The sequence below is a fragment of the Streptomyces corchorusii genome (assembly GCF_001514055.1).
Lineage (GTDB): Bacteria > Actinomycetota > Actinomycetes > Streptomycetales > Streptomycetaceae > Streptomyces > Streptomyces olivaceoviridis.
The window spans coordinates 41,629-55,949 of sequence record NZ_KQ948360.1 but is presented as its reverse complement, the minus strand read 5'-3'; the positions used below and the strand labels follow the sequence as shown (position 1 = coordinate 55,949).

Annotated in this window: 20 protein-coding genes; 11 read left to right on the top strand and 9 right to left on the bottom strand. The window is 70.6% G+C overall.

The genetic code is table 11. The features are described from left to right. Nucleotides 1-226 precede the first annotated feature (226 nt). Both AQJ11_RS25730 and AQJ11_RS25725 read right to left on the bottom strand, forming a co-directional pair. The gene (locus tag AQJ11_RS25730; protein WP_237280870.1) at nt 227-970 is read right to left on the bottom strand and encodes an HAD family hydrolase; all 744 of its coding nucleotides are present in this window, start codon (nt 968-970) and stop codon (nt 227-229) included. Next, nucleotides 970-1,848: a GntR family transcriptional regulator gene (locus AQJ11_RS25725; protein ID WP_208616609.1), complete on the bottom strand. Its 879-nt coding sequence runs from the start codon at nt 1,846-1,848 to the stop codon at nt 970-972. The genes AQJ11_RS25730 and AQJ11_RS25725 overlap by 1 nt, the downstream gene beginning before the upstream one ends. Before the next feature lie 130 nt (nt 1,849-1,978). On the opposite strand from AQJ11_RS25725, the gene AQJ11_RS25720 reads away from it, so the two are divergent. Continuing rightward, the gene (locus AQJ11_RS25720) at nt 1,979-2,167 is read left to right on the top strand and encodes a hypothetical protein (RefSeq protein WP_014673494.1); all 189 of its coding nucleotides are present in this window, start codon (nt 1,979-1,981) and stop codon (nt 2,165-2,167) included. Between the two features lie 42 nt (nt 2,168-2,209). Here AQJ11_RS25720 and AQJ11_RS25715 read toward each other — a convergent pair whose 3' ends face one another. Beyond that, nucleotides 2,210-3,124 (bottom strand): winged helix-turn-helix domain-containing protein, encoded by a 915-nt coding sequence (locus AQJ11_RS25715; protein ID WP_014673495.1) that lies wholly within the window; start codon nt 3,122-3,124, stop codon nt 2,210-2,212. A 326-nt stretch (nt 3,125-3,450) separates the two neighbouring features. Next, nucleotides 3,451-4,053 (bottom strand): RsiG family protein, encoded by a 603-nt coding sequence (locus tag AQJ11_RS25710; protein ID WP_058081010.1) that lies wholly within the window; start codon nt 4,051-4,053, stop codon nt 3,451-3,453. A 161-nt stretch (nt 4,054-4,214) separates the two neighbouring features. On the opposite strand from AQJ11_RS25710, the gene dtd reads away from it, so the two are divergent. The 3 genes from dtd (at nt 4,215) to AQJ11_RS25695 (ending at nt 5,436) form a co-directional block, all read left to right on the top strand. Beyond that, on the top strand, nt 4,215-4,640 hold the full coding sequence (dtd, locus tag AQJ11_RS25705; protein WP_107120878.1) for a D-aminoacyl-tRNA deacylase: 426 nt from the start codon (nt 4,215-4,217) through the stop codon (nt 4,638-4,640). A 155-nt stretch (nt 4,641-4,795) separates the two neighbouring features. Next, nucleotides 4,796-5,197, top strand: a complete 402-nt coding sequence (locus tag AQJ11_RS25700) for a hypothetical protein (RefSeq protein ID WP_059264551.1) — start codon at nt 4,796-4,798, stop codon at nt 5,195-5,197. Further along, nucleotides 5,194-5,436 (top strand): hypothetical protein, encoded by a 243-nt coding sequence (locus AQJ11_RS25695; protein ID WP_059264550.1) that lies wholly within the window; start codon nt 5,194-5,196, stop codon nt 5,434-5,436. The genes AQJ11_RS25700 and AQJ11_RS25695 overlap by 4 nt, the downstream gene beginning before the upstream one ends. Nucleotides 5,437-5,539: 103 nt before the next feature. Here AQJ11_RS25695 and AQJ11_RS25690 read toward each other — a convergent pair whose 3' ends face one another. From AQJ11_RS25690 to AQJ11_RS25680, 4 genes are all read right to left on the bottom strand, one after another. After that, nucleotides 5,540-5,827, bottom strand: coding sequence for a DUF1416 domain-containing protein (locus AQJ11_RS25690; protein WP_014673500.1), 288 nt, complete (start codon nt 5,825-5,827; stop codon nt 5,540-5,542). A gap of 46 nt (nt 5,828-5,873) precedes the next feature. After that, nucleotides 5,874-6,719 (bottom strand): sulfurtransferase, encoded by an 846-nt coding sequence (locus tag AQJ11_RS25685; RefSeq protein WP_014673501.1) that lies wholly within the window; start codon nt 6,717-6,719, stop codon nt 5,874-5,876. Nucleotides 6,720-6,843: 124 nt separating this feature from the next. Then, complete coding sequence (locus AQJ11_RS52740) at nt 6,844-6,924, bottom strand: Ms5788A family Cys-rich leader peptide (protein WP_350751515.1); 81 nt, start codon at nt 6,922-6,924, stop codon at nt 6,844-6,846. A gap of 213 nt (nt 6,925-7,137) precedes the next feature. Further along, on the bottom strand, nt 7,138-7,875 hold the full coding sequence (locus AQJ11_RS25680) for an LmeA family phospholipid-binding protein (protein WP_014673502.1): 738 nt from the start codon (nt 7,873-7,875) through the stop codon (nt 7,138-7,140). A 133-nt stretch (nt 7,876-8,008) separates the two neighbouring features. Between AQJ11_RS25680 and AQJ11_RS25675 the strand changes: the two genes are divergently transcribed. Beyond that, complete coding sequence (locus AQJ11_RS25675; RefSeq protein ID WP_014673503.1) at nt 8,009-8,272, top strand: DUF3099 domain-containing protein; 264 nt, start codon at nt 8,009-8,011, stop codon at nt 8,270-8,272. 39 nt (nt 8,273-8,311) lie between these two features. Here AQJ11_RS25675 and AQJ11_RS25670 read toward each other — a convergent pair whose 3' ends face one another. Beyond that, a complete protein-coding gene (locus AQJ11_RS25670) occupies nt 8,312-8,674 on the bottom strand; it encodes a DsrE family protein (protein WP_014673504.1) in 363 nt (120 codons plus the stop codon). A gap of 235 nt (nt 8,675-8,909) precedes the next feature. Between AQJ11_RS25670 and AQJ11_RS25665 the strand changes: the two genes are divergently transcribed. The 6 genes from AQJ11_RS25665 to ygfZ all read left to right on the top strand — a co-directional run bounded on the left by AQJ11_RS25665 (nt 8,910) and on the right by ygfZ (nt 14,321). Next, nucleotides 8,910-9,485 (top strand): heme-binding beta-barrel domain-containing protein, encoded by a 576-nt coding sequence (locus AQJ11_RS25665; protein ID WP_058081013.1) that lies wholly within the window; start codon nt 8,910-8,912, stop codon nt 9,483-9,485. Nucleotides 9,486-9,869: 384 nt separating this feature from the next. Further along, nucleotides 9,870-10,538 (top strand): hypothetical protein, encoded by a 669-nt coding sequence (locus AQJ11_RS25660; protein WP_059264549.1) that lies wholly within the window; start codon nt 9,870-9,872, stop codon nt 10,536-10,538. A gap of 15 nt (nt 10,539-10,553) precedes the next feature. After that, nucleotides 10,554-12,242, top strand: a complete 1,689-nt coding sequence (locus tag AQJ11_RS25655) for an N-6 DNA methylase (RefSeq protein ID WP_059264548.1) — start codon at nt 10,554-10,556, stop codon at nt 12,240-12,242. Beyond that, nucleotides 12,239-12,880 carry a restriction endonuclease subunit S gene (locus tag AQJ11_RS25650; protein WP_059264547.1) on the top strand — a complete coding sequence of 214 codons (642 nt, stop codon included), beginning with the start codon at nt 12,239-12,241 and terminating at the stop codon, nt 12,878-12,880. Before AQJ11_RS25655 ends, AQJ11_RS25650 begins: the two co-directional genes overlap by 4 nt. Nucleotides 12,881-12,908: 28 nt before the next feature. Further along, complete coding sequence (locus AQJ11_RS25645; protein WP_014673509.1) at nt 12,909-13,346, top strand: Fur family transcriptional regulator; 438 nt, start codon at nt 12,909-12,911, stop codon at nt 13,344-13,346. Nucleotides 13,347-13,355: 9 nt separating this feature from the next. Next, nucleotides 13,356-14,321 carry a CAF17-like 4Fe-4S cluster assembly/insertion protein YgfZ gene (gene ygfZ, locus AQJ11_RS25640; protein ID WP_014673510.1) on the top strand — a complete coding sequence of 322 codons (966 nt, stop codon included), beginning with the start codon at nt 13,356-13,358 and terminating at the stop codon, nt 14,319-14,321.

Genomic DNA, 14,321 nt, shown 5'->3' with positions numbered 1-14,321 from the left:
AAGGCTGGGGAAAGGTTAAGTCCGCGTGACAGCCGGCACGACCGGGCGCCCGGCCGAGTAGCCCAACGGTGGTCCGCCACTCGCCTGTGCGGGGTCGTCCGAGGCCGGCTCGTTCGCCATCCCTCGCGCAGGGATCCGAACGGTCGCTCAGCCTGCGTGCGCGGATGCTATCGCATGGGCACGGCGTCGGCGGGCGGCCGGGCTGGTGGCCCGGCTCGGACCACGGTCACCGGCGGCGCAGCGCCAGCAGCAGGGGCTCCAGCGACCCGACGACGCACTCGGCTCCGGCCTCCCGCAGCAGCTTCCCCTTCTGTTCGTTGCGCGCGTAGCCGAGGAACGGCACGCCGGCGTCGCGCGCGGCGGTCAGGTCGGAGGGGGAGTCACCGATCATCAGGGCGGCCGAGGGTGCGGCGCCCATCGCGCTCAGGGCCCGGTTGAGACAGTGCGGGTCGGGCTTGAGGAGGTGCAGGTCGGTGGTGCGGCCGTAGATGTGGGGGCTGAAGCAGGCGGTGAGGCCCCGGGTGTCGAGGTAGGAGCGGACCACCCGGGGGGAGTTGTTCGTGGTGATGGCCAGGCGGGTGCCGACCGCGGTCCAGGTGCGGATCAGCGGGTCGGCGTAGGCGGTGGGCAGCGCGGAGGCGGCGGCCCGCAGTTCCTCCTTGGTGAGGCGCTCCTCCAGTTCGGCGACGAGGTCGCTGCCGGGGTGGCGGCGGTCCACGGCGCGCAGCACCCCGTGCGGGTCCACCGCCTCGCGCTCGGTGTCGTCGAGCAGGCCGTGCAGCCCGCGCCCGGCCAGCCACTCCACCAGTCCGGCCGCCACCCGCTCCGCCTTGTGCCCGGCGAACAGGCGGCAGACGGGCCCGTCGAAGTCCCAGAGAACCACCCGGGCGCGGCGCAGCAGTTCTCGTAGCTGTGCCGCCGTTCCGGCCGCTGTACCGGTCGTCGTGTCAGTCGTTGTCTCTGTGGTCACTAGGAGAGTGTCAGGTCCGTGGTGATGGTTTCCCAGAGGGCGTCGAACCACTTCTGGGACTGTTCCACGAACGCGGCGTCCCGGCGCCCGGTCCGCTTCTCGAAGGAGAAGAGCAGGGATTCGGAGCCGAGGGTGTCGTACATCTCCAGCGTCCCGCTCTCGGTGGGCTCCGCGCGGCGGGTGACCATGTAGTACGCGTACAGCGCCTCCGCGCCGTTGAGCAGGTACAACTTCGCCGGCGGGGTGAACGGCAGCGCCCGGAAGGCGACGTGGACGTCGATGTCGTGGGTGCCCCGCAGCGCCTGGAGGTTGTACTGGAGCACCTGCCCCTGGGCGTTGCGCATCGCCAGCCACCGCTGGTGGACGGCGTCCTCGTCGCTGCCGGCGTCGACCGAGACCGGGAAGGCGAGGTTGATGTCCCGGGACGGCAGCAGGATGCGGACGTCGATCCGCTCCGGTCGCAGCCGGCCGTCGTGGATCAGGCGCAGCGGCTCGCCGAGCGCGGGGATCAGGCTCTGCGCGGTCAGGCAGACGGCGTCGATGCGCACGTGCGGCGCGGCGAAGGCATCGGTCAGCCGGGGCGCGAGGGCCACCATGGTCGGCTGCGGCTCCTCGCGCGCGGGGCCCGGTTCGGCGACCCGGGGCGGGCTGCCCTTGCTGACGTTGCTGAGCAGGCCGTCCTCGTGGAGCACGCGCAGGGCCTGGCGTACGGTGCCGCGCTCCACGCCGAACTCCTCGGCCAGATCGGCCTGGGTGGGCAGCCGCTCGCCGACGCGCAGGACGCCGGCCCGGATGCGTTCGCGCAGGGTGTCGGCGATCTGCTGGGGCGTGTGCCGTCCGCTGCCCTTCACTGCCACGTTCTCCTGGGTCACGACCAAACGCTACAACCCTGAACCGTCTACGGGGAGTTGTTGAAAAGTTGTTTGCGGATAGGGACCAAGTGGGGACAACTTAATCAAAGTTGGCTGCCAACTTGGTCGAGTTGGCAGACCGAAAGGGGGAACGTCCATGCCTGTCCTCGCGCTCCTCTCCGCCCTCTTCGTCGTCGGCTTCGAGCAGCTCGTCCAGTGGCGGTTCGGCGCCGCCGGCCTCGTCGGCCTGCTCCTGCTCACCGTCGGCGTCAAGGCCAAGAGCCCGGCCGTCAGCTCGGCCGGCGCGGTCCTGCTGGCGGTCCTGCTGGCCGGCCCCGCGCTGTGACGCCGACCGCACCGGCCCGGGGCGCCGGCACGCCGGGCCGGCCTACGGCGTCAGCACCAGGTCCGAACTGATCGTCTCCCACAGCGCCTCGAACCACAGGCGCGACTGCTCCACGAACGCCGCGTCCCGCTGCCCGGCCCACCGCTCGAAGGCGAACAGCATGGACCGGGTGCCGTCGGCGTCGTACAGCTCCACGTGCTCGTCCTCGATCTCCCGCTCCCGGCGCCCCAGCGTGTAGTACGCGAACAGCGCCTCGGAGTCGCCCAGCAGGTAGAGCTTCACCGGCGGGGTGAACGGCAGCGCCCGGAAGGAGACCCGCACGTCGACGCCGTGCGTGGTGCACAGCGCCAGCAGGTTCTGCCGCAGCACCAGGCCCTGGGCGTTGCGCTGGGCCAGCCAGCGCCGGTGCAGCAGACCGCCGTCGTCGGCGTCCACCGGTGTCGGGAAGGCCAGGTCGATGTCGCGGCTGGGCAGCAGCAGCCGCACGTCGATCTTGGCCGGTTTCAGCCGTCCCGCGTGGATCTGCCGCAGCGGCTCGCCGATCGCCAGGGTGAGCGAGACCGAGGTCAGACAGAGGGCGTCGATGCGCACGTGCGGGGCGGCGAAGGCGGCGGCGACGCGCGGGGCGAGGCCGACCATGGTGGGCTGCGGCGGCGCGGCGGGGCCCGCCGGAGGGCGCGCCGGCCCCGGGACCGCCGCCACGGTGGCCGGGCTGCCCTTGGAAACGCCGGTGAGCAGATGCTCCGACTGAAGGATGCGCAGGGCCTGCCGCACCGCGCCGCGTTCGACCCCGAACTCGTCGGCCAGCTTGGCCTGCGTGGGCATGCGCTCGCCCGGCCGCAGCACACCGGACCTGATCCGGCTGCGGAGTTCGTCGGCGATCTCGCGGTGGGACGAGCGGTGCCGCTGGGGCCGCGACCGCCCACTGGAGGAGGCGTGCTCCGGGTCCACGAACAAACACTACAACTTCCCGCCAACTTACGGCAGTTCCCCGGTAGCTGGTTATAAGACGCATTCCAGCGGACATAAGTACAGTGAAGTTGGCAACCAACTCGCTGGACCTGGTCGAACTACCCAGTGGTTGGCCGCTCGGGTTCCCTTCCGGAGGGGAGCCGGGAGCCCGGACAGGGGACGGCCACCGGAGCGCACAGCCACAACTGAACAGCGACATCTGAATACCGACATCGCACAGCCACAACTGAACAGCACGCTACGGACGACCAGTACGCGAAGGGAACCACAGCAGACAGGGCGCCGACCTCGCACGAGGCGGCGCCCTTTCGTCACATCAGCAGATCGTCCACCTGCGCCTCGCCCACCCGGTACCGGCGGGCGATCTCCCCGCTGCAATCGTCGGCCGTACGCTGCAACCGCTGGCGGCGCCGCGAGACCTCCTGCTCGTAGCGGACCAACCGCCCCAGGCCGGCGCTCAGTTCCAGGTCCGTACGCGCCGTCAGATCCGACAGCTCGACCTCGGCGAGCATCTCGGCGGCCAACTGCCCGTACTCCTCGTTGTGCGGGGTGCCGAGCGTGACGTGGCGGGCCGAGGAGCGCTGCCGGGCCGGGGCGTCCTTCAGGATCTCCGGGAGCCGGTCGACCACGGAGCCGTCCGCCGGCGCCGGCACGGACGCCCGGCCGCGCCGGCCCAACTCCGCGCGCAGGATGTCGATCCGCCCCTGGAGCAGCCGCCGCACATAGCTGAGGTCCGCCTCGTCGCGCTGGGCGTCGCGGCGCAGGGTGCGCAGCTCGGGCAGGCTCAGCCGCGCCAGGTCGGGCTCGGGAGGCTCGGCGGGCAGCGCCGGGCCCGTGCTGCCGTCGGCGCGCTGGGCGGGCGGCCGGTACGTCCCCTGCGTCCCCAGCCGCCCACTGGTACTCGGTGTGCTCATCTTGCGTGTGACCGTCCCCTCGACCGGCGTGTGGGAAGCATCGTGCCACCCCAACCAGCCGCAATGTGACCGAGTGCCCCCCAACATCCCCAGATGGGCGGTAAGAGATCCATAGTGGACCCCGTGCGGGCTAGTGCGGGACACCGGGCATGATGGTCCGCATGCGTGCGGTGGTGCAGAGGGTGGACGGCGCGAGCGTCGTCGTGGACGGCGAGACGGTGGGCGCGATCGAGAGCGAGGGGCTGTGCGTCCTCGTCGGGGTGACCCATGAGGACACCAAGGAGAAGGCGGCGCAGCTCGCCCGCAAGCTGTGGACGATCCGGATGCTGCACGACGAGAAGTCGTGCAGCGACATCGCCGCCCCGCTCCTGGTGATCAGCCAGTTCACCCTCTACGGCGACGCCCGCAAGGGCCGCCGCCCCACCTGGAACGCGGCGGCCCCCGGCGACGTCGCCGAGCCCCTGGTCGACGAGGTGGTGGCCCAGCTCCGCGCCCTGGGCGCGACGGTGGCGACGGGCCGCTTCGGCGCGCAGATGAGGGTGTCGCTGACGAACGACGGACCGTTCACGGTGCTGCTGGAGATCTGACGGGCGGGCCCCTCGCCCCGGACAGCGTTGAATGTGACCCGCTCAGCGGCCCGGACGCCGTTTGCGTGCGCCATGCTCGTGGACATCACTTGAACACGCAGTGTAGTTGCTGCATCGCGCTGCGCACACGTGTTCTCGGAAAGGAGCTGGCCTCGATGACACCGACGTCGCAGTCCCACGAGCCCGGACGTCTTCTCTACGACCCCGCCACCGACAAGGTCGGCGAGTACCGGGACAGAGCCGGCCCCTACGTGATGCTGCGCCCCGTCGGTGGTGGGGTGGAGTGGCGGGCCGATCCGGAGAGGGTGCGTCCGGCCACGGACCGGGAGCGGATCGGGGCGGGCGTACGGGCCGTCAATCAGCGCGCCCGGGGCGTTCCGTCGCTGCCGCCGCCCCTGGACGAGGCGAGCCGGCCCCCGCGTCCCATGCCCGGCTGTGCCGCCTGTCTGGAGCTGGCGGAGCGGCGGGAGGCGGCGCGGTCGGCGTACGACCGCAGCGCCGAGACCGACGCGAACGTCCTGCTGCGCCAGCACCAGCGGACGGAGCACCGCGCATGACGGCCCCGCGGGACCGGACCGTGACCCCGCCGGCGTACGCGCTGCCGCCGTTCCGTCCCGCGTTCCATTCCGGGCTGCGTGATGCGCCGGACGCCACCGGCCCGGCTCCCGCCGCGGGTTCCCCGCCCCGCCCCCGACGCCGCGTGCCCGACGGTGCGGCCGTCAGCGGCTTCCTCGCCGCGCTCGGCGTCGGCGCGCTGCTCGCGGCGATCGGGCGCGCGGCGGTCCGGCGCCGCTGACGCGGTCCCGTGCACAGCCGAAGGGCCGCACCCCCCTCTGGCGTCCAACCCAGGGGATGCGGCCCTCAGCCGTCACTGAACCCGCGCACGGGCGAAAGGTCGCTCAGACCGCGATGGCGACCTCGGCCAGTCCGCCCTTCTGGGCGACGACCGTGCGGTCGGCGGTCGCGCCCGGCACCAGCGCCCGCAGCGTCCACGTGCCCTCGGCCGCGTAGAAGCGGAACTGGCCGGTCGCGGAGGTGGGCACCTCCGCGGTGAACTCGCCGGTCGAGTCGAGCAGTCGGACGTATCCGACCACCGGCTCGCCGTCGCGGGTCACCTGGCCCTGGATCGTGGTCTCACCGGGCTTGACCGTCGAGGCGTCCGGGCCGCCGGCCTTCGCTCCACACATGTATTTCTCCAGAGGGGTCTCGGTCTGACCGGAAGGCCGGTCGGGGTTACTTGTTGGCGCCGAGCTCGATCGGCACGCCGACGAGGGAGCCGTACTCGGTCCAGGAGCCGTCGTAGTTCTTGACGTTCTCCACGCCGAGCAGCTCGTGCAGCACGAACCAGGTCAGGGCCGAGCGCTCACCGATGCGGCAGTAGGCGATCGTGTCCTTGGCGAGGTCCACGTCCTCGGCGGCGTAGAGCTCCTTGAGCTCCTCGTCCGACTTGAAGGTGCCGTCGTCGTTGGCGTTCTTCGACCACGGGATGTTCTTCGCGGTCGGCACGTGGCCCGGGCGCTGCGACTGCTCCTGCGGCAGGTGCGCCGGGGCGAGCAGCTTGCCGGAGAACTCGTCGGGCGAGCGGACGTCGACGAGGTTCTGCGCGCCGATCGCCTTCACGACGTCGTCGCGGAAGGCGCGGATCGAGGTGTCCTGCGCCTTGGCCGTGTAGTCGGTCTTCGGGCGCTCGGGGACCTCGTCGCCGGCGACCAGCTCGCGGGCGTCCAGCTCCCACTTCTTGCGGCCGCCGTCGAGGAGCTTGACGTTCTCGTGGCCGTACAGCTTGAAGTACCAGTAGGCGTACGACGCGAACCAGTTGTTGTTGCCGCCGTAGAGGACGACCGTGTGGTCGTTAGCGATGCCCTTCTCCGACAGGAGCTTCTCGAAGCCCTGCTGGTCGATGAAGTCACGGCGGACCGGGTCCTGGAGGTCCTTGGTCCAGTCGATGCGGATCGCGTTCTTGATGTGGTTCTTGTCGTAGGCGGACGTGTCCTCGTCCACCTCGACGATCGCGATGGTCGGGTCGTCCAGGTGCTCCTGGAGCCAGTCGGCGTCGACCAGGACGTCGCTGCGGCTCATGCTCTTTCTCCTCCGGGGCAGTCGCGGCGGGGCGTGCGAGTAGAGAGGGGGCGCGCTCGGTGCGGAGCGGCGCACGGATGCCCTGGCAGCAGGGCGGGTGAGACGCGGGAGCCGGGGCTTCCGCTCAGAAGGGGCGACAGAGCATGGCGGCAACGCGGCACAGGTCCACTGCCCGCCGCTTCGTGAGATCCGCCTGTCGCTTCATGGGTTCGATCGTAGGGACGTCCGGGCGGGCGTGTCACCGGTGTGTCACATGGCGAGATGGGATCGTCCGGATGGCGGAACAGGCAAGGCGCTCGGGAGCCGTCGGGCGCTCGTGCCGGTGCATCGCATCTGCGCTACGGACGGGACCGTCTCGCCAGTCGGACAGAACCCGTGTTCAGGCCCATCGGCGCGCGTTCTTGTCGGCGTCCGTCCCCTACCCCGCCAGCTTGACGTCCGAACCCTTCACGCTGACCTGCACGCCCTTCGGCGCGGCCTCCACCTTGTCCAGCTTGATGCCGCCGGGAAGCTGGTCGATGACCTGCTGGAAGTCGGTGATCCGGCGGATGCGGTCCTCGGCGACCGCGGCGGCGCCCAGCTGCGGCAGGGAGTCCGCGTGCACCTCGACCTTGTTGTTCACCACGGCCACCGAGCTCAGCACGGACACCGTCTGCTTGATCCCGAGGGACGAGACGGTCCCCTCCACCGCGACCTTGATCTTCCCGTTGCCGCCGTCGGAGAGGCCGACGACCCGGGCCATCACGCCCGGGGCCACCTCGGTCGGCTCGGACTTGGCCGTCTTCAGCAGCTCGGCGTAGGAGATGGACGCCGTGCCGGTCGCGGTGGACGCGGTGGCCGAGCTGTAGTCGCCGGAGAACTCGACGCCCTTCATGTCGGCCTTCAGGTCGTCGATCCGGATGGTCTGGCCGGGCTTGCCGGTGGCCGCCTCGTACTCCTTGATGCCGACCTCGACGTCGTCGAGCGAGCCGCCCGCGACCTGCGTGAGGAACGGGAAGCCCTTGATGTCCACGCTCGGGGTCGAGGACAGGTTCTCGGTCGCCTTCAGCTTGTCCGCGGCCTCGCCCTCGGCGAAGTGCACGGCGACCCGGTCCACGATCACGAAGAGCCCGCCCAGGATCACGACGATGATCAGGAGTATTCGCAGGGCGCGCATGTGGTGGTTCCCCCGGGTCGGCGACGGTGTTTCGTGAATCCGGTACGGACACGCCACGGTACCCCCGCCGGGCCCGGCCACCGCGAATTTGTGGATCAGTTGTGACAGGCCGCGCCGGACCTACAGTGGACGTATGTACGCCCGGCGTCGGCACATCTACTTCGCCATGATGGGGACCTGCATCGGCCTCTTCGTCCTGGCCTGGGGGGTCATTCGCATCTGGTCGGTGCCGGCGGCCGTCGGCATGTGCGTGGTGGCCATGGTCATCCCGCCGGTCGCCGCGATGATCGCCAACCGCCGGGGCCCGGAGGACCGCTGGTGGGACGACCCCTCCGGCGACCCGCAGTCCGACGAGTGGTGGGACGAGCTGGACGGCAAGAAGCGCCCGCGCCCGTAAAGACGCCGGCGCGGTCGCGGCCGGCCGCCGGTGGCGGGCTCAGTAGACGAGCGCCTGCGTCCCGTCCGCCAGTGCCTCCTGCACGAAGACCTGCGCGCCCGCGATCCGCACGCCCTCGATGACGTCCTTCTCCGTGATCTCCCGGCGGGCGGCGCACTGCGTGCACAGCGTGACGCGTCCGGCGGCGAGGACCGACTCCAGCAGATCGGGCAGCGGCGCGGCGTGCGGCAGCTCGAACTCGGCCGCCCGGCCCGGCAGCGCGAACCAGGACGACTCCCCGGTCAGCCACAGCGAGACCTCGACCCCGCTGGCCACGGCCACCGCGGCCACCGTGAACGCCTGCGAGCACCGCTCGGGAGCGTCCGCCCCGGCCGTCACCTTGATCACGAGCTTCTTCGCCATGCGGGAAGCGTAGCCCTCGGCGGCGCCGCCCCTCACAAGGAGCGCCCCGGCCCGGCCGCGTAAGCTGGGCTGCGGCTCTGTCGTCCGCCCACCCACGCTCAAGGAGCACCCGTGGAAGCATTCTTCGAAATCCTGCTGGTCCTGGTCTGCGTCGGCGTGCTCGCCTTCGCCGGTCTGACCGTGAAGAAGCTGTACCAGGGCCAGCGCTGATCCACACCCACGAAAGCCTCCGCTCATGATCGAGATCCCGTCCGACCTGCACAAGGACCTCGTCCCGCTCGCCTTCCTGCTCGGCAACTGGGCCGGCGCGGGCGTGCACGACTTCCCCGGCTCTGAGAAGTGCAACTTCGGGCAGGAGGTCAGCTTCACCCACGACGGCCGGGACTTCCTGGAGTACCACTCCCGCACCTGGGTGCTCGACCAGGACGGCAACAAGGTCCGCCCCCTGGAGACCGAGTCCGGCTTCTGGCGGATCCGCCCCGACCGCACGGTCGAGGTCACGATGACCCGCGACGACGGCGTGATCGAGGTCTGGTACGGCGAGATGGCCGACAAGAAGCCGCAGATCGACCTGGTGACGGACACCGTCGCCCGCACCGCCGACGCGCAGCCGTACAGCGGCGGCAAGCGGCTCTACGGCTACGTCAAGAGCGACCTGATGTGGGTCGGCGAGAAGCAGACCCCCGAGGTCCCGCTGCGCCCCTACATGTCGGCCCAGCTCAAGAAGGTCGTCACCCCCGAGGACGTCGAACGCTGGGCGAAGGCCCTCCCCGACGACCTCCCGGACGACGGCATCGCCTTCTTCAAGTAGGCCGCCGCCTCTTTCCGATCTTCCACAGGGCCCCGCGCACCGCGCCGGGGCCCTGTGCCGTTTCCGGTTGTTTCCGGCTCCTCGGATGCTCGCCGATCGGGGGGGTTAACAGTTTCGGTGCGCAGTGCACTGCGGTTGCGTGAGCGGCTCCGGCGAGGCTACCGTGGGCACAACGGCGGGGCGGCTCAACCGAGTTGGGATGCGTCTCGAAGCAGAAACCCCCGGCTGCCTGAAAGGCGGCCGGGGGCCTGAATGCCGTGCCCTGGGTGGCGTGCCGAGCAGAGGCGAGCCCAGGGCGTTCATCACCCAACGTATCACGGTGGGTCTGTTCCTGTACCGAAACGTGTTCCCGGGCCGCGGTGTGCCCGGAAAAGGGGGGTTCCGATGACCGACAACCTGCCGGAGTGGATGCTGCGCGCTTTCTCCCGGCTCCGACTGGGACGTTACGTCGGTGCGGCGCACGGCAACGCCCTCGTGGCGCGGCGGCTGTACTGGTGGAACGTCGAGGCCTCGGCCGCGCTCTACGGCTCGCTGCACTGCCTGGAACTGGCCCTGCGCAACGCGTTACACCAGCAGCTCACTCTCGGCTACCGGAGGGACGACTGGTGGACGGCAGCACCCCTCAACCCGAACGGGCAGCGGCTCGTGGCCAAGGCCCGGAGCAAGTGCGAACGCCGTGGCCTGGTGCCGGCCCCGCCCGACAGCATGGTCGCCGAGCTGTCGTTCGGCTTCTGGGCGTCCCTGGTGAGCGGGGGGTCCGGCTACGACCGACTGTTCTGGGTGCCCACCGTGCACAAGGCGTTCCCGCACTACTCCGGTCGCCGTGACACCTTGTACGACGGCCTGTGGTCGTTGGTGCTGCTGCGCAACCGGATCATGCACCATGAGCCGATCCATCACCGCGACCTCGCCGCCGACCATGCCAAGATCTACCGCATGCTCGGGTACCTCGACCCCCAGCTGGCCAAGGAAGCCCAGGCCATGGACCGGTTCCCGGCCGTGCTCGCGGGCAAGGCGGACGCGCTGCGCGGATCCAGGCCTTCCCGGTTCTGAGTGGTGGGAGAAACGGTGAGCGACTTCGAAGGGGTCCTCGTGACGCGGGCCGACATCGCCCGGTTCGCCGGCGTGAAGCGGCCCGCCGTCACGAACTGGGAGCGGCGGCACGCAGACTTTCCCCGGCCGCTGGAGAGGTCCGCCGATGCCCCCCCGGGCGTCGAGGTCTTCTCCGCCGCCGAGGTGCTGGCCTGGCTGGCGCAGCGCACCATTCCCGCGAATGCCCGGCAGCCCGGCGAGCCCGAGGGGACCACGTACGGCGACCGGTTCCGGGTCTCGCTCGGCGGAACGCGGTCCGGGGCGCTGTTCAAGGCCGTGGACCTGTTGAGCGGTCAGCAGGCGGAACGATTCCGTGGCGAGCTGTCCCACGCCGAGTACCTCACCGTGCTGCTGACCCTCGTCTACCTCCGGGGGTGCCGCCCCGAGGAGTGGCGGCGGATCGTGGCCGAGGCGAGCCGGTACCAGTTCCCGCACTCCGGCGAGCTTCTGGTGCGCTTCCTTGCGAGCGCGGTCCGTGAAGGCCTGGGCACCGTACACGAGCAGCTTGTCCTCGCTCTGTCACAGAACCTCGGAGGCGCCCGCGTGGCAGACATGGTCCGTCTGCTCGACGACACCGGCCCCGTGGACAGGGCCGAACACGCCGAGGGCTTCGAAAGGGTGCTGGCCCGCTACAGCGAGCTGCTGGGAAAGAGAGCGGGAGACTTCTTCACACCGCGTGCCGCCGTCCAGGTGATCGCAAGGCTCATCGCGGAGGGCGCCCGGCATGTGCACAGCGTGCACGATCCGTTCGTCCGCGCCGGTGAGCTGGTGTCGGCGGCCTGGGACGCCGTGGCCGCGGTGCAGCAAACGCCCGGACGAATCGAAGTCAGCGGCGCGGGCGCGGGCGAACACCCGCTGGCACTGGCGGGCATGAACCTCGCCCTGCACGGGATCCCGGACGCCGGGCTGTGGACCGGAGACATCGCCCCCTCAGCCGGAGGCGGTCCCCGGCACCTCGATGCCCGAACGTTCGACCGGGTCGTCACGAACCCTCCGTTCAACGCGAAGTTCGATCGTCCCGTCGACGAAAGGTGCTGGCGCTACGGCCCGCCGCCCCGGCACAACGCCAATTTCGCCTGGCTCCAGCACGTCGTGGCCAGCCTGAGGCCGGATGGCCGGGCGGCGGTCATCATGCCCGACATCGCGGCCTTCTCGGCCAACCCCTCGGAACGCAGGATCAGAGCCGGGATGGTGGAGGACGGAGCGGTGGAGGCGTTGATCGCCCTCCCCGCGCAACTCTTCGCGAGTACCGGCATCTCGGTCACCGTGTGGCTGCTACGGCATCCGACTGGCTCGTGCGACGAGATTCTGTTCGTGGACGCGAGCCGCTTCGGCTCTCTGACGACACGGGTCCGGCGGGAACTGTCCCCGGACGAGGTTCGACTCATCCACGAGGAACACCGGTCCTGGGCCGCGGCCAGGGCCGAGGGACGCGCGTTCACGGGAACCGACGGACTGAGCAGAGCCGTTTCCATCGAGAAGCTCAGAGAGATGGATTACACGCTCAGCCCCGCCTTCCACGTGCCGAGCGGCAAACGGTCCGACACCAGGCCTGCCGACCGGGCGGATCTGGCGACTCTGGCCGGGCACCTGGCCGAACTGCACGCGCGAACACGGGAAGCGGACGCCGCGGTGGAGGAGCTGCTGGGGAGGTACGGCCTGTGAGCGAGGAAATGATCGACGCTCTCCCACACGGCTGGCGGCGGGTGTCCCTCGGCGACATCTGCGAGATCCAGGGTGGCGGTCCAGCCGTGCGCAGGACCGAGCGGATCGAGGCGGGAGTGCCGCTGATCCGTCCGGCCGATCTGCGCAATCGAAGGATCGCGGACCGGTCCGGCATGGTGTGCGTCGACCCCCGGACGGCACGTGACCTGTCCAAGTACCGGGTGCTCGCCGACGACATCCTGGTGGCGCGCACCGGGGCGGTGGGCCGAGTCGCGCTCGTGACCGCTCAGGAAAGCGGGTGGCTGTACAACACCCACCTGTTCCGGGTGCGCGCACACGAACCCACGCAGGCCGCGTACCTGCTCGCCTACCTCTCGCGCCGGGGAGCGGGTGAGTGGCTGGAGCGGCGAGCCGCCGGCACCACCGGCATGCGGTCCATCACCGTGCGCACGCTCCATGACCTGCCGGTGCCGCTGCCCGCGCTCGACCAGCAGAGGGAGATCGGAGCCGCCCTCCACGCGATCGACGAGAAGATCAGAGCACACGAGGAGATCATCCGAGCGACCGCGGATCTGCGTGAGGTCCTCTCCGACCTTTTGATGTCGGGCGACCTGCCCACAGGCTCTTCGGCTCCTTGATGGTCGTCGGCCCTCCTACACTGGGCGTGTGGTGAGCACCGACTGGAAGAGCGACCTCAGGCAGCGCGGCTACCGGCTGACGCCGCAGCGGCAGCTTGTCCTGGAAGCCGTGGACACCCTTGAGCACGCGACCCCCGACGACATCCTCGCGGAAGTGAGGAAGACGGCGTCGGGGGTCAACATCTCCACCGTCTACCGCACGCTGGAGCTGCTGGAGGAACTGGGCCTGGTCAGCCACGCCCACCTCGGGCACGGTGCCCCGACCTACCACCTCGCCGACCGCCACCACCATCTGCACCTGGTGTGCCGGGACTGCGACAACGTCATCGAGGCGGACGTGGACGTGGCCGCGGAGTTCACGGACAAGCTGCGCCGGCAGTTCGGTTTCGACACCGACATGAAGCACTTCGCGATCTTCGGCCGGTGCCAGGACTGTTCCCTGAAGGGTTCAAGTACCACGTCGTAGGCTTGCGGTATGAAGAGCCCCCTGCTGTCCCTGCCCGGCGCCGTCCCCGCCGAGGGTGTGGACGAAGGTGTCGCCGCCCACTACGGCGACCTGTTCCGCGAACAGCGCGCCCTCGCCGACGGCACCGGTTTCGTCGATCTCTCGCACCGCGGTGTCGTCACCGTCAGCGGCGAGGACCGGCTGAGCTGGCTGCACCTGCTGCTCACCCAGCACGTCAGCGAACTGCCCGTGGGAGAGGCCACCGAGGCCCTGATCCTCTCCGCGCACGGGCACATCGAGCACGCCCTGTACCTGGTGGACGACGGCACGACCGTCTGGGCCCATGTGGAGCCCGGCACCCAGGACGCGCTGATCGCGTACCTGGAGTCGATGAAGTTCTTCTACCGGGTGGAGGTCGCCGACCGCACCGCCGACATCGCCGTGGTGCACCTGCCCGCCGGTTCGATCGCCGACGTCCCGGACGGGGCCGTCGTGCGCGAGACGCCGTACGGCCGTGACGTCTTCCTGCCCCGGGCCGGCCTGGAGGAGTTCGCCGCCTCCCACGGCCCCGCCGCCGGCCTTCTCGCCTACGAGGCGCTGCGCGTCGAGCAGCACCGGCCCCGGCTCGGCTTCGAGACCGACCACCGCACCATCCCGCACGAGCTGGGCTGGATCGGCACGGCCGTGCACCTCCAGAAGGGCTGCTACCGGGGTCAGGAGACCGTCGCCCGGGTGCAGAACCTGGGCAAGCCGCCGCGCCGGCTGGTCTTCCTGCACCTGGACGGCAGCGACGTCCACCTCCCGGTCCCCGGCACGGAGATCCGCATCGCGGACGAGGGCCCGGAGGGCCGCCGGGTCGGTGTCGTGACGACGTCGGTACGCCACCACGAGCTGGGGCCGGTCGCGCTGGCCGTGGTGAAGCGGAACGTCCCGGTCGACGCGCGCCTCCTGGCCGGGGAGACGGCGGCGGCCCAGGAGGTCGTGGTCGAGCCGTAG